Source organism: Pedobacter sp. AC190 (genome assembly GCF_979258025.1).
In genome coordinates, this window is the sequence record NZ_OZ409824.1 from 5,027,733 (window position 1) to 5,049,657 (window position 21,925).

The 21,925-nt window shown below is 34.7% G+C and carries 19 protein-coding genes; 8 read left to right on the forward strand and 11 right to left on the reverse strand.

The features are described from left to right. Nucleotides 1–249: 249 nt before the first annotated feature. Both ACZZZI_RS21890 and ACZZZI_RS21895 read right to left on the reverse strand, forming a co-directional pair. Nucleotides 250–714 carry a hypothetical protein gene (locus ACZZZI_RS21890; protein WP_316756933.1) on the reverse strand — a complete coding sequence of 155 codons (465 nt, stop codon included), beginning with the start codon at nucleotides 712–714 and terminating at the stop codon, nucleotides 250–252. A gap of 78 nt (nucleotides 715–792) precedes the next feature. After that, a complete protein-coding gene (locus tag ACZZZI_RS21895; RefSeq protein ID WP_463491399.1) occupies nucleotides 793–1,803 on the reverse strand; it encodes a bestrophin family protein in 1,011 nt (336 codons plus the stop codon). A 121-nt stretch (nucleotides 1,804–1,924) separates the two neighbouring features. Between ACZZZI_RS21895 and ACZZZI_RS21900 the strand changes: the two genes are divergently transcribed. After that, complete coding sequence (locus ACZZZI_RS21900; RefSeq protein ID WP_463491401.1) at nucleotides 1,925–2,095, forward strand: hypothetical protein; 171 nt, start codon at nucleotides 1,925–1,927, stop codon at nucleotides 2,093–2,095. Nucleotides 2,096–2,157: 62 nt separating this feature from the next. On the opposite strand, the gene ACZZZI_RS21905 is transcribed toward ACZZZI_RS21900, so the two are convergent. The 7 genes from ACZZZI_RS21905 to ACZZZI_RS21935 form a co-directional block, all read right to left on the reverse strand. Continuing rightward, nucleotides 2,158–3,408, reverse strand: coding sequence for a sulfate adenylyltransferase subunit 1 (locus ACZZZI_RS21905; RefSeq protein ID WP_463491403.1), 1,251 nt, complete (start codon nucleotides 3,406–3,408; stop codon nucleotides 2,158–2,160). Between the two features lie 89 nt (nucleotides 3,409–3,497). Then, a complete protein-coding gene (gene cysD, locus ACZZZI_RS21910) occupies nucleotides 3,498–4,403 on the reverse strand; it encodes a sulfate adenylyltransferase subunit CysD (RefSeq protein WP_344766266.1) in 906 nt (301 codons plus the stop codon). A gap of 201 nt (nucleotides 4,404–4,604) precedes the next feature. After that, complete coding sequence (locus ACZZZI_RS21915; protein WP_463491405.1) at nucleotides 4,605–5,318, reverse strand: phosphoadenylyl-sulfate reductase; 714 nt, start codon at nucleotides 5,316–5,318, stop codon at nucleotides 4,605–4,607. Nucleotides 5,319–5,320: 2 nt separating this feature from the next. Continuing rightward, nucleotides 5,321–6,832 (reverse strand): TSUP family transporter, encoded by a 1,512-nt coding sequence (locus ACZZZI_RS21920; RefSeq protein WP_316756922.1) that lies wholly within the window; start codon nucleotides 6,830–6,832, stop codon nucleotides 5,321–5,323. Then, nucleotides 6,816–7,592, reverse strand: coding sequence for a uroporphyrinogen-III C-methyltransferase (gene cobA, locus ACZZZI_RS21925; RefSeq protein WP_463491407.1), 777 nt, complete (start codon nucleotides 7,590–7,592; stop codon nucleotides 6,816–6,818). The genes ACZZZI_RS21920 and cobA overlap by 17 nt, the downstream gene beginning before the upstream one ends. Nucleotides 7,593–7,594: 2 nt before the next feature. Beyond that, complete coding sequence (locus ACZZZI_RS21930; RefSeq protein ID WP_463491409.1) at nucleotides 7,595–9,685, reverse strand: nitrite reductase; 2,091 nt, start codon at nucleotides 9,683–9,685, stop codon at nucleotides 7,595–7,597. Nucleotides 9,686–9,929: 244 nt separating this feature from the next. Beyond that, nucleotides 9,930–10,376 carry an RrF2 family transcriptional regulator gene (locus tag ACZZZI_RS21935; protein WP_316756916.1) on the reverse strand — a complete coding sequence of 149 codons (447 nt, stop codon included), beginning with the start codon at nucleotides 10,374–10,376 and terminating at the stop codon, nucleotides 9,930–9,932. A 121-nt stretch (nucleotides 10,377–10,497) separates the two neighbouring features. Here ACZZZI_RS21935 and ACZZZI_RS21940 point away from each other — a divergent pair, with 121 nt between their 5' ends. The 5 genes from ACZZZI_RS21940 to ACZZZI_RS21960 all read left to right on the forward strand — a co-directional run bounded on the left by ACZZZI_RS21940 (nucleotide 10,498) and on the right by ACZZZI_RS21960 (nucleotide 15,666). Beyond that, entirely contained in the window at nucleotides 10,498–12,282 is a 1,785-nt protein-coding gene (locus ACZZZI_RS21940; protein WP_463491412.1) for an ATP-binding protein, read from the forward strand. A 96-nt stretch (nucleotides 12,283–12,378) separates the two neighbouring features. Beyond that, a complete protein-coding gene (locus ACZZZI_RS21945) occupies nucleotides 12,379–13,605 on the forward strand; it encodes a metallophosphoesterase (RefSeq protein ID WP_463491414.1) in 1,227 nt (408 codons plus the stop codon). A gap of 40 nt (nucleotides 13,606–13,645) precedes the next feature. Then, nucleotides 13,646–14,272, forward strand: a complete 627-nt coding sequence (locus ACZZZI_RS21950; RefSeq protein WP_463491416.1) for a M23 family metallopeptidase — start codon at nucleotides 13,646–13,648, stop codon at nucleotides 14,270–14,272. Between the two features lie 77 nt (nucleotides 14,273–14,349). After that, nucleotides 14,350–15,339: an L-glyceraldehyde 3-phosphate reductase gene (gene mgrA, locus ACZZZI_RS21955; protein WP_316756909.1), complete on the forward strand. Its 990-nt coding sequence runs from the start codon at nucleotides 14,350–14,352 to the stop codon at nucleotides 15,337–15,339. A gap of 129 nt (nucleotides 15,340–15,468) precedes the next feature. Then, nucleotides 15,469–15,666, forward strand: coding sequence for a DUF3606 domain-containing protein (locus ACZZZI_RS21960; RefSeq protein ID WP_316756907.1), 198 nt, complete (start codon nucleotides 15,469–15,471; stop codon nucleotides 15,664–15,666). Between the two features lie 65 nt (nucleotides 15,667–15,731). Here the strand turns inward: ACZZZI_RS21960 and ACZZZI_RS21965 are convergent, their stop codons facing one another. After that, nucleotides 15,732–19,184: a PAS domain-containing hybrid sensor histidine kinase/response regulator gene (locus ACZZZI_RS21965; RefSeq protein ID WP_463491419.1), complete on the reverse strand. Its 3,453-nt coding sequence runs from the start codon at nucleotides 19,182–19,184 to the stop codon at nucleotides 15,732–15,734. Nucleotides 19,185–19,921: 737 nt separating this feature from the next. Between ACZZZI_RS21965 and ACZZZI_RS21970 the strand changes: the two genes are divergently transcribed. Together ACZZZI_RS21970 and ACZZZI_RS21975 are read left to right on the forward strand one after the other, a co-directional pair. Then, nucleotides 19,922–20,326 carry a response regulator transcription factor gene (locus ACZZZI_RS21970; RefSeq protein WP_316756903.1) on the forward strand — a complete coding sequence of 135 codons (405 nt, stop codon included), beginning with the start codon at nucleotides 19,922–19,924 and terminating at the stop codon, nucleotides 20,324–20,326. A gap of 1 nt (nucleotide 20,327) precedes the next feature. Continuing rightward, complete coding sequence (locus ACZZZI_RS21975) at nucleotides 20,328–21,521, forward strand: sugar transferase (RefSeq protein ID WP_424059478.1); 1,194 nt, start codon at nucleotides 20,328–20,330, stop codon at nucleotides 21,519–21,521. 82 nt (nucleotides 21,522–21,603) lie between these two features. Here ACZZZI_RS21975 and ACZZZI_RS21980 read toward each other — a convergent pair whose 3' ends face one another. Then, on the reverse strand, nucleotides 21,604–21,798 hold the full coding sequence (locus ACZZZI_RS21980) for a hypothetical protein (RefSeq protein WP_316756899.1): 195 nt from the start codon (nucleotides 21,796–21,798) through the stop codon (nucleotides 21,604–21,606). Nucleotides 21,799–21,925: the final 127 nt, after the last annotated feature.

Sequence of the window (21,925 nt, forward strand, 5' to 3'; positions counted from 1 at the left end):
TGTGTTATTCTGAGTGTAATGAAGCATCTGCAACCTAAGATCACAAACTTGATTTGTTCCACTACAGTTTTGTGGATTATCAACGAAAGTACTCTATCGCTTGCGGATTCTTCACTTTATTCAGAATGACAGAAACAGCTAGAAATTTCAAAGTTCTATTATCAATAGAAATCAATGTTTTCCTTAAATTGATTAAACAAAAAAGTCTTAGCGAGATGCTAAGACTAGAATACATACGATCTATATTAACTACTTACAAGGCACTTCTACAAAAGTAAACTTCCCTGCCTCGTAGTTAATGGGCTTGCCTTTTACAAAGTAAGACTTACCTAAAGTTGTTTCAATTTGAGCAACACCCATAATTAACTTACCATCCTTCTTTAAAAAAGCCAAGGGATTGGTAAAAGCTTTCGTGCTGTCTGTTCCTGTATTAAATCGATAATCAACCAAAAGCGTATCGCCATGAAACTTACCATCTATTTTACCATTGTTTTGAGGTTTATCTCCATATTTAATTAACATTGAGCCTGTGACTTTACCAGATGCCATTGTTTTTAATATCATTGCAGCGCTATCTTTTTCAAACGAAGAGGCGTAACAGGTTTCACTAATCAGCGAATCTACCTTTGCAGTCTCAGCCTTTTTATCGGATGAATTGCAGGCGTAAACAAATGGAAAGGCAGCAAAAACGAGGTAAATAATTTTATTCTTCATGCTTTAATTTTTTGGGATTAATACTTATTTAAATATAAAAATATGATGAAATGTTTTCATCATTTCCATAAAGAAAACTTACAATAAAATATTATTCTCTGGCGTAATTGCAGCTGGCAAGTCAGTTTCATCCAACATATCTCTCATATCAATTTCTATTGTTCTGGAGATATTAGTAATCGGGACATCGTTTGCACTACCCTCAAATGGATTTGTTGAGCTCTCCCCCACCACATCCAAAGTATTGAAAACCCAGGTTAACAATAAAGCAAATGGAATATTTAGCCAAATAGAATAGCCCTCTATTAAAGTTCCATTCCCTAATTTATTAAAGTCGTTTAACAACCCATACGGAACCAGAAAAACAAAAAGGTTAAGCATAATACTAGCGATAGACGAGAAATGACGTGGATAAGGAAAGTTTTTGATTCGCTCGGCCTTGCCTTGATTATCATAAAAATTAGAAATTCCTGTCTGAAGTGACTGCAATTGTAAATCAGATAAATTACTCTCAGCAGCCAACTTATTTATATGAGCCGATTGTAAGGCCATTATTTGCGTTGCTTTATTTTTCTTCGTCAGAATATAAGCCAACTCATCAGTTGATAAATATTTAGCCAAAACATTTTCTATTTTATCTGTTTTCTCTGCAATATGATAATTACGGGCGTACTCAACATTCCTCCAATCATTCATATTTTCCCAGGTGCGAGCTTCTCTCAATTGAAAACGCAATGCCGTTAACCATGCGAAATGACGGTAGAAAATAATCTGCACATCTTGCGATTTATTTTTTGAAGATAAAAAATCTCGGATCATCACGCCGAAAGAACGGCTTACATTTATAATACCACCATAAATTTGACGTGCCTCCCACAAACGGCCATAACTTGCATTATTTTTAAAGCCGATTATAAAGGAAATTGCAGTACCTAAAAGCGCCACAGGAACCCAGGATATAGACAGAAAAGTAAAGCCGCAAAAATGATAAAGTATGGTGGGAATTACAGCGAGTATTGTTAAACGATAAATATCGCGACGAGTCCACAGGATAAACTCTTTTAAAGAATATTTCTTTCCAGCATGCATAAAAAAGCAGTTTTAGTTTGGGATGTTATTTGTGGGATGGGCGAAGATAGAAAAATTTGATTGAGGATTGTTAGACAAACTTTAATAGCACAATTTACTACGTAAAATAAACCTGGTTGAAGTGGAAATACTTTTTGTTGCAGTGCCCTTAAATAAAGCTGTCATTACAACCGATGAAACAGATGCTTCGTGCATCAGCATGACAAAAGTTTACAAAAAGATTGTAACGAAAAACGGGGCTATCGTAACCGATGCCCCGCTGAAATTGCTTTCCTCTAAATTAAAAATCTAGAGTTTCTCATATAATATTTGGTTATGGTTCTGCTTGATTATAAAAATCTCCATCACTAATCTTTATTCTACTGCCGCTCTGAACATTAATGCGCCAACGGTTAAATTTGTACGGCTATCCACCAAAATTGCCGAACCGTTTGCACGGTTATCGTCGTATAAATCGAAAGCTAAAGCATCGGCAGTTTTAATAATGACGCGGCCAATATCGTTTAATTTGAATTCATCTGCATGATGTTTTTCCAATGTATTGATATCAACCTTATGCAAAATTTCGCTGATTTTACATTTCGTAACCTTGCTGTTATGCTGAATCAGGTACATAATTGAGGTATCTAAAGCACGTCCATCCATCCAGCACAAATCGGCCTCAATTAATTTAGATTCCTGTGGCAAAGCCGTTGCATTTACTATGGTATCGCCACGACTAATATCTACATCATCTTTTAAGTGGATGGTAACCGACTGACCTGCGTGAGCAGCAACTGGCACCTGATCAAAAAATTCAATTTTCTCGATGGTAGAACTCGCTCCCGAAGGTAAAACCGTAACCTTATCGTTTACGTTAAAAGTTCCGCTCAGCACACGACCAGCATAACCACGATAATCATGCAATTCTTCTGTTTGCGGACGAATAACCCATTGCACTGGCATACGGGCCAATTGCGATTTATCGAGATTATCGGTATCAACTTTCTCTAAAAAGTGTAATAAACTTTCGCCTCTATACCAATCCATGCGCTCAGAATTTTGAACGATGTTATCGCCTTTTAAAGCACTAACAGGAATATAATTTACATCAACAAGCTTAAGTTGTTGCGCTAAAACTTTGTATTTATCTATAATTGAATTGTAGACATCTTCGCTGTAATCTACCATATCCATTTTATTGATACAAACCACAATGTGTTTGATGCCCAACAAAGAAACCAAATACGAATGGCGAATTGTTTGCTCTACTACACCGTTTCTGGCATCAATTAAAATGATTGCCAAATTTGCTGTAGATGCACCAGTAACCATGTTTCTGGTGTACTGAATATGTCCTGGCGTATCGGCAATAATAAACTTGCGCTTATCCGTTTGGAAATATTTGTACGCAACATCAATGGTAATTCCCTGCTCACGCTCCGCTCTCAAACCATCGGTTAAAATGGCTAAATCTATCGTTCCATCATCGTTTTTGCGGTTCGAGCTTTGTAAAGCCTCCAGCTGGTCTGCTAAAATGGAATCCGTATCGTATAACAAACGGCCGATTAAGGTACTTTTACCATCATCTACGCTGCCTGCTGTGAAAAATTTTAATATGTTCATGTTTTTGGTTTTTTAGATTGTGGTTGTTTGGTTTTTTGGAAGGTTTACTAAATCTAACAAACTAAAAACCGAAACAACTAACCAACTATTTAAAAATATCCGCCTTTTTTTCTATCCTCCATTGCTGCTTCCGAAACTTTATCATCCAAACGTGCACCACGCTCTGAGATTTTAGATTCGCTGATTTCGGAAATAATATCATCAATTAAAGTTGCTTCTGATTCTACTGCAGCGGTACAAGACATATCGCCAACTGTACGGAAACGCACTTGTTTGCGGAAAATAAAATCCTCTTCATCCATATTTAAAAATGGCGACGCGGCCATTAATTGACCATTTCTGGTAATTACCTCGCGTTCGTGAGAGAAATAAATGCTTGGTAATTCTATTTTTTCTCTGCGGATATAATTCCAAACATCAAGTTCTGTCCAGTTGCTGATTGGGAAAACACGCACATTTTCGCCTTTATGGATTTTTCCGTTATAAATGTTCCAAAGTTCTGGCCGTTGGCGTTTTGGGTCCCACTGACCAAATTCATCGCGAACAGAAAAAATACGTTCTTTTGCTCTGGCTTTTTCTTCATCTCTGCGGGCTCCACCAATACAAGCATCGAACTCGTATTTAGCAATGGTATCTAAAAGGGTTACCGTTTGCAAAGCATTTCTGCTGGCATTTTTACCTTTTTGCTCTACAACTTTACCCTTATCTATAGACTCCTGAACCGAACCAACGATTAATCGTTCGCCAATTCTTTCAATCATTTTATCACGGTAAGTAATGGTTTCTTCAAAATTATGGCCCGTATCGATATGCACCAGAGGAAAAGGAAATTTCCCTGGGCGAAAAGCTTTTTCTGCTAAACGAACCAAAGTGATGGAGTCTTTTCCACCAGAAAATAATAAGGCGGGTTTTTCAAATTGCCCTGCTACTTCACGTAAAATGTGAATGGCCTCGGCCTCTAGTTCATCTAAGTAATCAAAATTATATGTACTCATTTATTGATATTTGAATTTTGAATGAGAGAATGAGTGATTGTGACTTTCTATAATCTATCATTATCGTCTTCAAATGTTATATTCATTTGTTGTTTGTTGTTGTTATTCGCATTAAGATTGCTTCGTTCCTCGTAATGACGATTTGGTTTTGCAATTCACTGTAATACCTTCGCTTTAGTCTTTTCGCTTTAATCTTTCAGCTTAGCCTTTAACCTCTGCTTCAGTAGCATGCAAGCCACATTCTTTTTTGCTTTGATCTTCCCACCACCATCTTCCTGCTCTAAAATCTTCTCCTGGTTGTACAGCTCGTGTACAAGGTGCACAGCCTATACTTGGAAAACCTTTATCGTGTAAAGTATTGTAAACGATATTATTTTCTCTAATATAGGTTTTCACATCATCCAAAGTCCAATCAAAAATTGGATGGAATTTTATCAATTGATTGCCCTCATCCCATTCTAAATCGTGCATATCTTCTCGGTTAGCGCTCTGCTCAGCCCTAATTCCAGTTACCCAAATTTCGTTGCCTTTTAATGCTCGTTTTAAAGGTTCAATTTTACGGATGTAACAGCACTCTTTTCTATTCTCTACCGATTCGTAAAAGCTATTTGGGCCCTTTGTGTTTACCATATCCTGCAATAATTCGTTTTTAGGATAATAAGCGTGAATCGGTTTATTGTAAACCTCTAAAGTTCGATTCCAGACATAATACGTTTCTGGAAAAAGTCGACCTGTTTCTAGAGTAAATACTTTTATAGGAATATTATTTTCAAAAATTAAATGTGCTATGGCCTGGTCTTCCCAACCGAAACTTGTAGAAAAAATTATTTTATTGGCATATTTATCTGCCAGATATTTTAATTTATCTATGGCATTTAAACCCGAAAGTTCTGCCTTTAGCTCCTCAATTCCCATCACTAAATTAGTTTTAAAATAAACATAACCACACTGCGCAAACTTACAATCATTACTATAATTCCAACGGCTACCATAATGGTTTTTGCTGAAATTTTATTCGAGACCCGAGCTGCAATTGGCGAAGCAATAGCACTACCAATAATAAGGCCTAAAACAGCCTCCCAATGTTTGCCTCCTAACATCGTAAAAAATGTTAAGGAACTCAAGGTTGCAATGAAAAATCTGCTGATTTTTACCGTTCCTAATGAAAATAGTGGGTGTCGACCACCTGCAATTAAACTCGATAGTACGATAGAACCCCAACCACCACCAAAAGCCGCGTCTATAAAACCTCCAACAAAGCCTAGAAACCCAATTTTCTTTATTTTTTCATTTCCTTTTTTTCTCTTGATATTAAACGCTTTCATTAAAATTATGCCGCCTAAAAACAATGTATAAACAGCAACAACTGGCTTAACATAAGCGCTATAATGTTCTAAGGATGATAAAATATAAGCACCTAAAACGGCCCCAATAACGGCTGGAATAATTAGAATTTTAAACAACTTCCAATTGACGTTGCCCATTCTGTAATGCATCCAACCTGCAATTCCATTACTCATTACTTCAGAAATGTGAATAGCCATACTGGCTGATGCAGGTGGTAACCCCATCGCCAAAGAAAAAGATGCAGTAGTTACGCCGTAAGACATACCAATTGCACCATCAATTAATGCAAATAAAAATCCAGCACCTAAAAACCAGTAAAATAATGGATCGATGTTGATTAGAAAAGCCTGAAATTCTGGTTCGGTATTCCATAAAGAAAAACCAATGGCGCCAATTAATAATATCGCAGCCAACCAGATTAACCATTTGATATTACGCTCGGCAAAGCTTTTGCGTGGATTAATCAAACTCTGCGTAACCTTATTCAGCTTTTTAACTTTTGCTGAAAAATCGCCGTTCAAAGTTTGGCGTAAGGCACTCATATTTTGTAAGGTTTCATCCAGCTCTGCCGGAATCCCCTCGTTTAATATCTGTTTTAATCGCTTTGCAATAGTTGGCGATTTACCGTTTGTAGAAATGGCAATTTTTAAATCCCCTTTCTGAACAATGGAACCCAAATAGAAATCGCACAAATCAGGTTTATCGGCCACATTAATGAGTAAACCTCTTTCATGAGTAACTGCCCTGATTTCTTCGTTTAAAATATTGTTGTTTGTTGCTGCGAAAACGATATCGATATTTTCTAAATCAGAAACATCGAAACTTTTCTGTTTCACTTTAATTTGAGGATATTCTGCAATAAGTGCATAAACCTCTGGCGAAACAATTTCTGCAACGATGGTGATTTTAGCCTGATGACTGTTGTTTACAATCGCTGTTAATTTTTCCAGACCAATATTCCCTGCACCAATTAATAATGTACGCAGCTTGTTCAGCTTTATAAAAACTGGAAAAAGCTGATTTCCTTTCTCCTCTTCAGAAAAAGTCGCTGCATTATCGGGTTGGTTAGGCAATACTTGCATACTGTTTTACTAAGTTTTTAAACGACGGATGTAGCGAAACCACTTCGCCGAAAATTAAAAGCGCAGGCGCTTTAACGTTTTCTTGTTTAACCAGGCTTTCGATGGTTTCTACCACACCAACAACTAGCTTTTCATCTGCTGATGAACCATTTTGCACTACAGCTGCCGGTAAATTGTGTCTGCCCGCTGCTTTGAAAATTTCGACGATTTTAGAAAGTTTTTTCAAACCCATTAAAACCAAAACAGTAGCATTAGATTCTGCTGCCTGATAAATATCGTTAGAAACCTCGCCCGAAGTAGTTGTACCTGTAATTACCCAAAAGCTTTCGCTTAAACCACGGTGTGTTACCGGAATTTGCTGTAATCCCGGAACGCCAATTGAACTCGAAATACCTGGAATCACATCAACCGGGATACTGTAAGAAGCTGCATAATCCAATTCCTCGTATCCTCTTCCAAAAACAAATGGGTCGCCGCCTTTTAAGCGTACCACATGACCATAATTTAAGGCGTAATCAATCATTAATTTATTAATCGTTTCTTGTGGGTAAGAATGTTCTCCAGAACGTTTGCCTACGTAAACTTTGATGGCATCGGCTGGTGCATGTTCTAATAATGCCTCATTTGTTAATGCATCATATAAAACTACATCAGCAGCCTGCAATGCTTTTACGCCCTTTAAGGTTAATAAATCTGGGTCGCCAGGACCTGCGCCTAAAAGGGTTATTTTTGATTCTTTATATTTTTTTTGACTACTCATGATTAAGCTTTTACTACTGATCTTTTTTCTTTAATCTGATTTAAAAATGCTTCAGCTTCGCTAAAATATTTTGCTGCAAATTCTGCTGTTGGCTCGTTTTTATTGATTTGTAAAACCAAATCTGAAAAATTAGTCGATAAATTAAATTCGCCTGTTTCCACATAGTGGTTATCAAACTCTCTGATTACGCCAACCTGTGTGCTACTGTTTACGCCTTTATCTAAAAGCAATGATTTTGCAGCGCTAACGAAAGTGCTGTAGGTATGATAAATCGCATCAGCGTGCGCCCCCTTATCTAAATTTTGCTTTGCCCAACCGAATTTTTCATCAGCTTCTAGAAGCAAAGTTGCTACCAAATCAATTACAACGCCCGCACATTCTCCAACACCAATCGCGGTAACAAATTGCTCTACATGGCCCCAATCAACAAACTCTTCTTGCTGAAGATTGGTTAAATCGGCCAATGGCTTTAATAGTTGATAAAAATGATCTTTACCTTTTCGATCATAATATTGGTGGAAGTTTTCGTTCTCTTCGTTATTGGTTTTAAAATCATTTAAAATGAAATGCAAAACGCTGGTTGCTCTTTTCGATGGCACTTTAATTACACGTTCTGCCACACGGCCAACGCCGTTTCCAACTGTTCCACCGCCAAGCATAACCTGAACCGCTGGAACAACTTTCCCCTCTGCTTTTACCGAACTTCCGTGGAAACCAATTTCTGCTAAACCATGCTGACCGCAAGAATTCATACAGCCGCTGATTTTTATCTTGATATTTTTCTCATAGATAAACTCAGGAAAATCTGTATAAATCACATCTTCCAACACTTCTGCTAAAGTCATGGAATTCGAAATACCCAAATTGCAAGTATCTGTTCCTGGACAAGTGGTAATATCCGCCAGACTATCGAAACCAGCTGTTGTATAACCAATTTTATTTAAAGCGTTGTATAATGATGGCAAAGCTTCTTCACGAACAAATTTTAAAAGCAAGCCCTGATTTTGAGTCACTCTGATTTCATCTGCAACGTAAGGTTTAATCGCATCAACGAAAGCCCGAGCTTTGTCTGTTTTAATATCGCCAACCTGAACTTTAACATAAACCGAATAAAAACCATCTTGCTTTTGCGGTACAACGTTTGTTGCAAACCAATGTTTATAATGCGTTTCATTCAGGATTTCGACAGCTGAATACTTTCGTTCTAAAGGCAAAGCTGGTTGAGGAACGGTATCTCTGTCGATTGCAAAAGTTTTCACTTTGTTCGCAATTCGCTCTTCAGCAACTAAACGTAATACTTCTTCCAAGCCAAGCTTCTGAACCAAATATTTTAGACGTGCCTTATTTCTATTACTACGTTCGCCGTAACGATCGAAAACTCGTAGAACTGATTCCGTAAAAGGAATCAATTGGTCTTCAGGTAAAAACTCATGAACTGCACTCGCTAAAAATGGCTGAGCACCTAACCCACCCGCAAATAAAACTTTAAAACCACGTTCGCCATTCTCGTTAATCTTCGGAATGAAACCTAAATCGTGGATATAACTAAAAGCCGTATCCTTATCGCTCGAAGAGAAAGAAATTTTAATCTTTCTGCCCATTTCCTGGCAAATTGGATTACGTAAAAAGTACTTAAAAACTGCATGAGCATAAGGCGAAACATCAAAAAGTTCATCCTTATCAATACCCGAATTTGGTGATGCCGTTACATTACGAACCGTATTTCCGCAGGCCTCACGCAAGGTTATATCATCTTGTTCCAGTTTTGCCCAAAGCTCTGGCGTTCTATCTAAACTCACATAATGCAACTGAATATCCTGACGGGTTGTTAAGTGTAAATTGCCACTTCCATATTCATCAGCGATATCGGCGATACGCAATAATTGCTTAAAAGTTACCTTTCCAAATGGCAGTTTAATGCGAATCATTTGTACGCCAGGTTGTCTTTGTCCGTAAACACCACGGGCTAAACGTAAACTTCTAAATTTCTCATCGTGAATGGTTCCATCGCGAAAAGCCTTGATTTTATTCTCTAAATCGATAATGTCCTGCTCGACAATATTGTTTTCGAGTTCTGTTCTGAAACTTTGCATATGTGTTGTTAGCTTTTATTCAAAAAATGCCTCTCTTTAACTGAGAAGCATCCAATATTTTATACCTATAAATTATCTTAATACCCTCTCCTACTTTGTTTTACAACAATAGTGCATCATTTGGGTATTAATTTGGCTATGTATAAAATTAATGTTCATCTGCCAAATATATAAAGTATATAGGAATAGTCGTAATTTTTATTAAAAAATTTGCTTATTCCTTGAGGAATAAGCAAATAAAACTTTAAATATTGTTTAAACCTAACTTTAGGTTATCTTCTCTACCAATAACATCAGCTATGCTGGTTTCGCTTAAAACCTTAAGTGTTGCATCTCTAACATCGATAAATGCACTTCTAATGCCACATGTTTTTTCATCTACACATTCATCACATTTATGATAAAAGTTTAAGCTTGCACACGGCACCATAGCAATCGGCCCATCAGTAACACGCATAACCTGAACCAATAGAATTTCTTCGGGCTTTTTATTCAAACTATAACCGCCTCCAGCACCTTTTTTACTGTACAAAAAGCCTGCATTACGTAAATCTAAAAGGATTTGTTCTAAAAATTTTTTAGGAATATGCTCCTCCTCGGCAATCTTTGAGATTTGCATGGGTGGTTTTTCTACATTTTTACCAAGTGCAACGAGTGCTTTAATGGCATATTTAGTCTTTTTAGATAGCATATATCGTACAAAGCTAGTAAATTAAGTATAATTTTAAAATTAGTAATATTGAATGCAATATAACCAGCCATTTTAAAGATCTATTAAATTATTTATCTTTAAAAATTAAAATTGATTTGATGTGTTAAAGAATTTTAAATTATTAAACATCCGAAATCGTAAAATAAATGTAGAATCCAAGCTCTTTGCGGTTTTATGTTTGTGTGTTACAATAATTTCTGTTATTGCAATAATTACAAATTTCATTCTACAGCTAACATGGACAATCAATTTAACTGTATTTCTTGGCATCTTAGTTCACTTAACATTTTATTATTATGCTATAAAAGGCAAGGTTTCAGAAACTGGCCGTTTTTGGTACTTCATCTTTAATTGCGCTACCATGTTCCCTGCATGGTTTTTAAATGGAGGCGCGTTAGGCTCTACGCCTATATTCTTAATTTTTTATTTGAGCATCGCCATGCTTTCTCTTTCTAAAAAACTAAGGATTATTTTTATATCTATCTTTTTCGTTATTGCAGTTTCTTGTATTGTTTTAGAGAATAAGTTCCCCAGTTTAGTAACCCCTTACCCAAGTGATTATGAACAAAAATTAGATTTACTTTTTGCTCTACTAAATATGTGCTTTATGATGATTTTCATGCTAGCTGCATATAGAAATGTAACAGAGTACGAGCGTTTTTTACTTTTAAAAAGCAAGCAACGATTAGAGGTTTCGCAACAAGAGCTTATACTAGCTAAAGAAAAAGCTGAAGCTGCAACAAATGCAAAATCAAACTTTTTAACCAACATGAGCCACGAAATAAGAACACCTTTAAATGGTATTATTGGGGCTTCAGAATTACTTAAACTTACGCCGCTTAATGATGAACAATTACAACTTCTAAATACTTTACAGGCAAGTAATAATATAATGATTGATATTGTTAACGACTTACTTGATATTTCCAAAATAGAGGCAAATAAAATGGAAATACATAAGCATTCGTTTAATATTAGGGCTTCTATAATAGATACTGAAAATATTATTAAACCCATGCTTAAAAACAAAAACCTTAAGCTTAACATCAATATCGATGAAAATTTACCTCAAATTATTGTTTCCGACGAAATTAAATACAAGCAAATATTAATTAACTTATTAAGTAACGCGATAAAATTCACCCTTATTGGTGAAGTTAATTTATCTATTAAATATGAATACAGAAATGGAATTGGCACATTAATATCGGTAATTAAGGATACTGGAATTGGTATTAATGAGGAAGATATGCGAAAATTATTTCTGCCGTTTTCTCAAGTTAACCCATCTATAACCAGAAAATACGGAGGCGCTGGTTTAGGTTTGGCAATTTGCAGAAAGCTGGCCGAAATGATGGGCGGCAATATTACTGCATTTAGCATTAAAGGCAAAGGTTCTGATTTCACTTTTAAAATACCAATTGAATTAAACCAGCCAAATAAAGAGTTAGCCTCTACTAGTGAGATTAAAGTTAAAAACCATATCCCAGTTGCTGGGATAAAAATCTTAATTGCCGAAGACAACGTTTTTAATCAGATTATTACTTCAAAAATGCTTCAAAAATCTGGTTATCAATTTTCGGTTGCCAATAATGGAATAGAAGCCGTAACACAAGTTGAAAAAGAACACCATAATATTATATTGATGGATATGCAAATGCCCGAAATGGACGGAATAACAGCTACCATCGAGATTTTAAAATATTATGAAAGTAAAAAACACACAGCCCCAATAATTATAGGTTGTAGCGCCAACGCTATGGAAGAGGATAAAAGATCATGCTTAGATGCAGGCATGAAGGATTTCCTGACAAAACCTTTCTCACTCAACGACTTGAGGACTATTATGATAAAATGGACTAAAACTGAAGAAGGATTAAATTAATAATCAAATTTTAGTCAAAAAATATCCATACCGTAACTTAGCTACGTTTTGATCGTCATTAGGTTTACATTTACAGTATTACCAGAAATTTAATTGATGAAAAGAAAGATCAATCTATTACCCTTCGCAATATTTGCCGCATTATTTATTTTTTTAAACGCCTATATCCTATCAGGATTAACCACTATAATAAGTTCTAAAATTTTAGCTCCAATCTTTTGGATTGTTATTGTAAGCTTAACCTGCGCCACACTTTTTGCGATACAAAGAATGCGAGCAAAGGGAGTGGATAAATTTTTTCTATTTACCGCCCATGCATTTTTAATTCTATTTGTTGCTGAACTGATCTTCGCAATTTTCTTGTTTCTAGGAGATATTTATCGCCTAGTTTTAGGTATAATATCTAATTTTCAACCAGAAGGATTCCATTGGCTGGCTAGAAGCTCATATTGGATAGATTTTACATTGGCTATGTTTGCCTTTACCATTGTTTTATTTATTTATGGAATAACTCACGGAAAATATGCGTATCGCATTATAAAGCATACTTTATATTTTGATGATTTGCCAGAAGCTTTTGATGGTTTTACTTTGACACAAATATCAGACGTACATGCGGGCAGTTTTACAAACCCTAAAGCAGTGCAAAAAGGTATTGATTTAATAAACGAGCAGAAAAGTGATCTTTTTGTTTTTACTGGTGATTTGGTTAATAATGCAGCATCTGAAATTGTGCCTTACATTGGTCATTTTTCTCAAATAAAAGCACCGTTCGGACAATTTTCAGTTTTGGGAAATCATGATTATGGCGACTATGTAAAATGGCCTACAGAAGCTGATAAAATCAAAAACCTTCAACAATTAAAAGCCCATCATGCCGATTTAGGCTTTAAGTTATTACTTGATGAACACGTTGAACTACACAAAAACGGACAAAAAATTATTCTTGCTGGAGTAGAAAACTGGGGAATTGGTTTTGGTGAGCGTGGTGATTTGCAAAAAGCAATGCAAAGCACATCTACAAGTGATTTTAAAATTCTCCTATCTCACGATCCTACGCATTGGGATGCTCAGGTAAAACAATTTCCATCGAAAATTCAACTCACCTTGGCTGGTCATACACATGGTATGCAATTCGGAATTGAAGCATTTGGTATAAAATGGAGCCCTGTAAAATATAGATATAAACATTGGGCAGGATTAAAATCAGAAAATGGAAGGTATTTGAATATAAACCGAGGTTTTGGATTTATTGGTTTTTCTGGCCGTATTGGAATTTGGCCAGAAATTAGCGTAATTGAATTGAAAAGAAAAGTGAATTAGTAAACCAGAATTTTTATCTTGTTGCTTAAATCAGATAATAATGAACGCTATATCTTTTATTTTTTTCGCATTGCTATTTTTTCAAAATCCAACAATCGAAACCGATAAAGATAGATGGAAACCTTATTATATTGATGCAAATCCATCGCAAGTGGCCGAAAACTGGCTTATACCATTCGAAGCCGAAAACAGAAGAAGCATCAACAGCATTAAAATAATAAGTATTTTCGGCGATCATCGCGACAGCTTTTTTAAAGGACATATTCATACAGCTATTGATATAAACCCTGCTAAACCAAAAGGTAAACTAATAAATGTTTACCCAATGGCCAATGGAGTAATTTGTTCTATTCATCTTGGCGAAAACCAAAGAACAATTGTGGTTAAACACAAATTAAAAAATAATCAAATCGTATTTACAACTTATAAACATCTAAAAGATGTGTATGTAAACACAGGTCAACAGGTTAATACAAATACCAAAATTGCACGCTTATTTACAAAAGAAGAAAGTAAAAAATACGGCGGTGATTACCATCATCTTCATTTAGAAATTAGGAAAAAGTTCGATGATTATGGCTGTGCAAGCTGGTTAACGATGAATAAAATCCAACTAAATGAGCGTTATTACAATCCTCAAACGTTTATTAAAGAATACGTAAAGTAAGCAGTATAATGTTGATCTATTTTTCCTTTTCTTTTAAAAAACTAATCAATCCCATCTAATAAAACAAAATACTTAAAATGAGTAATATAGATTTAACAGACCGCTACGCAACAATGAATTATCGTCGTTGCGGAAAGAGCGGCTTAAAACTACCAGAATTATCACTTGGCTTGTGGCATAATTTCGGACATGTAAATGTTTACGAAAACAGTAAAAACCTTATCGCAACAGCTTTTAGCAAAGGCATAACGCATTTCGATTTAGCTAACAATTACGGCCCGCCTCCAGGTTCTGCCGAAGAAACATTTGGTAAAATATTAAAAGAAAACTTTAAGAGCTATCGCGATGAAATGATTATTTCATCAAAAGCAGGTTATACCATGTGGGATGGCCCTTATGGAGATTGGGGGTCGAAGAAATACTTAGTTTCTAGTTTAGATCAAAGTTTAAAGCGAATGAAGTTAGATTATGTAGATATTTTCTATCACCATCGCCCAGATCCAGAAACACCATTGGAAGAAACAATGGCCGCATTAAACTTAATTGTTCAGCAAGGAAAGGCCTTATATGTTGGTATTTCAAATTATCAGGCTGATGAGGCTGCAAAAGCTTTTAATCTATTAAAAGAAATGGGTACGCCTTGTTTAATTCATCAACCAAAATACTCGATGTTTGAGCGTTGGGTTGAGGATGGATTAATGGATGTTCTTAAAGAAAATGGTGTCGGTTGTATCCCTTTCTCGCCTTTAGCGCAAGGTTTACTAACGGATAAATATCTGCACGGAATTCCTGCCGACTCGAGAGTGGCTACAAGCGGTGTTTTTTTAAATGAAAGTAACCTTACACCAGAAACACTTTCTAAAATTTCTAAATTAAACGAGGTTGCAAAATCTAGAGATCAAAAATTAGCCCATATGGCAATTGCTTGGTTGCTTAAAGATGAACGTGTAACATCTGTATTAATTGGGGCAAGTAAGCCAGAACAAGTTACCGATTCGTTAAAAGCTTTAGATAATACAGTATTTAGTAAAGAAGAACTCCAAAAAATAGATGATATTTTAGCTTAAAGAGTTTGATTTGCAGGGCCTCCAATATTATAATTAATGTTGGAGGCTTTTTTTTTTACAAAAAAATTAAAATTTTTAAAACCAAACCTAAATGGAACTTGTTACTACAAGGACAAAAAAGGATTTATTATGAGCCAACAATCGACATTTGATTCGAAAGAAGAATTTATAATGGTTGCCGATGAGCAAAACAGAAATTACTGGGCTGCAACATTAGGTGTAAGTATCGAAACTTTAAAATCGGCAATTAGAGCTTGTAAAAGCACAACCGTTAAAAGTGTAAGAAATTACTTAGATAGTAGCAGCAAAATAGCCATCCAAGCTTAAGTTTACTACAATTTTATCTACAAAAGTTAGCTTGCAGTTTAAGGCTATTGATGATTATTGTCCTTTTATGCGAAATCTTCTTCTTTAAACTCTTCTCTAAGTTGCTCAACCACTTTTGTAATTACAGTTTCTGTATCTTTTAATAAAGTTGGTAACGAAGAACCATCTAAATTTTCTCTTCCAATAGCTTCTATATCCCTTATTGTTCTTAGTAATGGAAATATGCTTAGGTTATCAATATTCGATTTTAACTTATGTGCAATTAATCCCATTTGTTCCAAGTCATTTGCATGGTAAGCATCAATCATTTCTTTTACAGTAATTGGTGTTTGCTCACAAAACATATCCACCATTTTCTTTACAAAAGCTTCGCGTCCTTTGCTTATGGCCCTTAATCCAGCTAAATCATACAAACCTTCAACACCTTCATTTTCTAGCAAGTTTTCCATCTCAATATTCATTTCACTTTCAGAATCTTTTGTAATCCATTTATCTATTGTTTTCAAAAATTGTTCTTCGTTTATGGGCTTAGTTATATAATCATTCATCCCACAAGCAATACACTTTTCTCGTTCGCCTTTAATTGCAGAGGCTGTTAACGCAATAATTGGAATATCATTTCCGCTTTTTCTAATCAACTTTGTTGCTTCATAACCATTCATAACTGGCATTTGAATATCCATTAAAACAACATCAAATGTTTCTCTCGAAATCATCTCTAAAGCGATTTCTCCATTTTCGGCCACCATTACGGTCGCTCCGAAATCTAACAGTAATATTGATGCAACTAAACGATTTAAATCATTATCATCAGTAACCAGAACTTTTTTGCCTACCAAAAATTCTTCGCTAAATTGCGTTTCTATTTTCTCTGGCATATCTGTGCTAATGCCTTTCGGAAACTCGACAACAAATGAAATAGTTGAGCCTACACCTTTTACACTCTCTACAGAAATCTCCCCCCCCATTTGCTCTACCAGTTCTTTACAAATACTCATACCCAAACCTGTGCCGCCGTATTTACGGCTAACGGATTCATACTCCTGGCTAAATTTCTCAAAAAGGTGCTTCACAAAGGATGCGTCCATACCAATTCCTGTATCTTTAACAGAGATATGGATAACCTGGGAATCGGGTTTATCTGCAATAACTCGGCAATTTAAATCAACAGACCCTCTTTCTGTAAACTTAACTGCATTTGTCATTAAGTTTAGTAATACCTGATTTAAGCGGTAAGGATCGCCCATTAATACCTTTGCAATGTTTCCATCAAAATAGAAATTATTAAGGTCTAATCCTTTTTCTTCCCCTTTGTGGGTAATAACCTGCATCGCATTTTGAAGTACATCGATCAGATTAAAACCAATATTTTCTAAACTAAGTTTACCAGCATCAATTTTAGATAAATCAAGTACATCGTTAATAATAACCAGTAAGCTTTTAGAAGCAGTATGAATAGTTTCTAAGTAAAACTCTTGTTGAGGTTCTAAATTAGTTTTAGCAAGCTGATTAGCCATGCTCATAATCGCATTCATTGGTGTTCTAATTTCATGGCTCATATTTGCCAGGAAAATTTCTTTTGAATGTGCTGATTGTTCAGCCTCAATTCTCGATTCTACCAATTCCAGCTCCTGAACTTTTTGATCAGTTACATCGAGGTGAATACCAATAGAGCCAACCAGTTCTGCCTTATCATTAAAGCGTGGTGCACCACTAACTAACCACCATTTTCTATCGCCATTTTTATCTTTGGTTTCTACCTCATAAGCGTCTGCAAGGCCCATTTCTCTGTTTTTCCACATCTCTTTCTCTAAATCAGAGCTGTCGTTAAACAGAAATAATTCGGCCGATTTTTGACCGATTAACTCGGGCATTGTATAACCGCTCATATAGCAAAAACTGTTATTTGCATAAGTTATTTTGCCTTCTTGATCAACCTCGAGTAAACCAATTTTCATGTTGGCTAAAATACTTCTGTATTTCTCTTCGTTAATTCGAAGCGATTCTTCAATACTTTTTCTTTCGGTAATATCAGACATGAAGCCTGTAAAAACCTTAGCATTATTTTGATCGGTATAAGAGTATGATGAATGAACGGCGTACCATCTGGTACTTAAACCTGGTATCGTTATTTCAGATTCATCATAAAAAGGCTGAAGTGTTTTTCGACTATATTGCTGCTTCTCATTAATTCTTTCCTGATCGGCTGGAGCGATGTATTTTTGATTCCAAAATTCATCAGCAGTAATGCCAAAAACACGCTTTATTGCCGGACTGATATATCTTAGCCCATCGGTACCATCTTCTCTGTATTCGTATTCGTAAATTACTCCAGGAATATTTTCTGATAGCGATTTAAACTGTTTTACGCGCTGCTCAAGCTCTTGTTCCGTTTTTTTAATTGGTGTTATATCGGTATGTGTGCCAACAACCCTAAGCGGGAGGCCATGCTCATCTTTTTCGATTACAACACCTCGATCTAAAACCCATCTTATATCGCCATTTTTATGAATAATACGATATTCTTCATTGTGAGATTCTATTTGACCTCTTCTATATTTTTTAAAATTGGAAAGCAGTAAATGAAAATCATCTTTATGCACATTATCCCACCAATTTGTATCGCCTTGCTCTAATTCTTCGTTGGAATAGCTCCAAAATTCGTTATTCGTTTTCGAGAAAAAGGTTTTTCCTGTTATAAAATCGTGTTCCCAAACATTACCTATTTTTTCTAATGCTACTCTAAATCGGTTTTCCGATTCTTTTAACCTTTCCTGCGATTCCTTTTCTTTTGTAATATCCTCTATTAGCGCAAAAAATCCTGTTAATTCTCCGTTTTGGTTATGAATGGGTTGTCCTTTTATTCTAGCCCAATAAGGTACTCCAGATTTTGAATAATTATAGATATCGGCATTAAAAGAACCGCCTTTAGATACCTGAGCATTTAAATAATCTAAAGTAGTTTGACTAGTGCTTGGTCCATGCAACAAATGTTCTGGTTTTCTGCCAATCGCCTCATCAAAAGAATAACCAGTCATAGTGGTAAAACTTTGATTAACCCAAGTAATAATATCCTTACTATCAGTTATAATAACAGAATTAGTATTTACTTCTGCAATTTGCGATAAGATTAATAATTGCTCTTTTTGTTCTCTGGTGGTTTGCTTTAAATTTGGTTCGATTATTCCCAAATTATTAACCGAAGTACCTGCAAACAGAAAATAGCTATCGTTTTCTATAAACTCGAAATTTCCAGATATTAATTTACTTAAATCGTTTTTAACGATAAGGCTAACCGATTGTTCGTTAATTGATTTTAAGCTTAAAAAATCTACTTGTTGATCGCTTATATCAACAATTGCAAAATTTTCAGAGAAAGGTGAATTAACAATATTTTGACTTATTTTTTCGAAACCAGTGCCACAAGATTCCACAATTAAATCTTTATTAATAATAATAAAAAAAGGAAATAATCTATTTAATTGGTTCTGGCTGAATGAAAATAAAGATGCACTCATATTTTTCAACGATAATTTAATGTTCAAAGTTTTTATGCTTTGAGAGAGAGTTTAGTTAAATTATGCCTTTAACGACATTGTATATTTCTTTCCTCCAGTTTTTGAAAAAAAATGTTAAATAGGGAGTTAAAAGAAATTAAAGATATGGGTTTAAATTTTAAATCTATATAGTCCTTAATATTTTTCTGCATGCTTTGCTACCCAATTAACCGGGTTATTTGGATTTCATCTAATAAATTACAAAAAAACAGCTTGTTTATTTAACCAAAAGCCTTACACCATACATTTTCGTCAAATAATTATTTTTTTAAATTATTATTACCTGAAATGAATTTGTAATTAGATACCTTTTTTATATCATTGCACAAATATCTTAATTGATTTTTTTAGTCTTTTATAAATAAGGTAATTAGAAAAACTTGTAGTAATAATAGAACCTACAATAAAACACCGATTATTTGATTAGATAATTTGCTTTTTTTTGTTAAATCCCAACAAATAAATGAAAATAATTATTGCTCTAATTCACAAAATGGCTTTTAAGTCATTACAATTTTACCCCATACTAAATAGTCGAAAATTGTTGTCTATTGATCATAATTACGCTGCAATAAATGTTAAGTTAAAATTATTAGACCTTTCAATAATCCAAAATAAAAATTTTTACAAGTTTTACAAAACCTTTTAAGCCGTTTTTACGTTAATAGAAGCTGCATTTTAAACCTATAATCCCAAAGATGAATTTATCAAGTACACGTTCTATCAAAATTTTGATTGTTGAAGACGACATATTTATGCAGGCAATACTTGAAGAAATTTTAAGCTCGACTTACAACGTAGAAATGAGATCGAACGGTTTAGATGCTTTATCTTTTTTACAAAATGGAAACATTCCTGATTTGATTATTGCTGATTTAAATACACCTAAACTAAATGGATTGCAGTTGATCGAGCAAGTTAAAGCAAGTGATTTTTTTAACTCCGTTCCAATTATAATTCTATCGGGAGAAGAAAGCTCTGAAAAGAGAATTAAATGCCTAGATTCGGGTGCTGATGATTTTATAGTAAAACCTTTTAATCCAGCAGAACTAGAAGCCAGAATTAGAGTTGTTTTAAGACGAATGGGAAAATTGAATGCTTAATATGAGTGAAGAAATCTACGCTTCTCCAGGCAATCCAATTATTGCCCTTATAGGCTTTGAAGATGCATTTGCGAATGTATTTGCAGAGTGTGATTTTGAAGATAAAGAGCTGGTTCATTTCGAAAATGGAATGAAAATGGCTTCGGCCTGGATTGAACATAACCTGAATATTGTCGCTATAATTTCGTACAGCGAAATTATGGCTCCTGCTGGCTTAGCCTTAGTTGAAACACTAAAAAAGAAAGAACTTCCTTTAGTACCATTTTTTTTAGTTGTAAATTATTTTAACCCTAATTTAAGAAAACTAGCGCTCTCTGCTGGAATTTCTGATGTGTTCAAAATCCCGATTAAAGTTAATAGAATAGAGAAACGTATTAATTTTTTAATCGAAAATTGGAATCAATTAAGAGATAACATTATCCCCAATATACCTCCGATAAAAAACATAGGCTTTGCAAAAAGAGTTTTTGATATTTTCTTTGCTGGGCTTGCTCTTTTTATGTTATCGCCATTATTCTTAATTATTTATATTCTTATAAAAATAGAATCGAAAGGACCAGTTTTTTATTATTCTTTGCGTGCAGGAACAGGCTTTAAGGTTTTTAAATTTTACAAATTCCGTTCGATGTTTGTTAACGCTGATCAAAGTGTTAAAGATTTAAAACATCTTAATCAATACGACATTGATTCTGCCAAAGAAGAAGACAATACCATACGAGAAAGTTTGTGTAGCCAATGCGCTGTAGAAGGCAAATGCCAATACCCGCTTTACGCCGATAACATTCAATGGTGTGAAAAGGATTTTAAGTATTCGAAAATGAATTCGGGCTCTGCTTTCTTTAAAATTAAAAACGACCCACGAATTACCAAGGTTGGTAATTTCATCAGAAATACCAGTATAGATGAGCTTCCTCAACTTTGGAATGTAATTATTGGCGATATGAGTATTGTTGGAAACAGGCCTTTGCCGCTTTATGAGGCAGAGAAGTTAACCACTGACAAATATGTTTTACGTTTCGCTGCGCCAGCGGGTATTACAGGTTTGTGGCAGGTAGAAAAGCGTGGAAAAGGCGATATGAGTGAAGACGAGAGATTAATGCTTGATAACACTTACGCTAAAAACCAAAGTTTTGTTAACGATATTAAACTAATACTTAAAACAATTCCTGCGTTGCTCCAAAAGGAAAACGTTTAGGTTTATAAATTAAAATTCTTGTAAAAGAACAGATTTAGCTTCTTTAACTCTACAAAAGATAGATAAACTATATAAGTTTATTTTAACTAGCAATCAAAGAAATATCAACCGCGACTAATCCATCGGATCTCAATTCTATATCGAAATTAACATCTGCCCCTTTTAGATTATAGAAAAAAGAATGATCGAGACTAAAGGGAATTTCCTGCTCATTTTCATCTGTAATTACACCAGAACCGTTGTCGTCAATTAAAGTTATTTTGCCTTTTCTTAACATTTGATTAATAAATTGTAGATATCAAAATTTAAAATTAGGCAATTATATAAAAAATTGTCTAATTAATTCGTATAATTTAAAATACAATTTACAACTTATCTGAATAAAAAAAAGGCAGGAGTTTTAA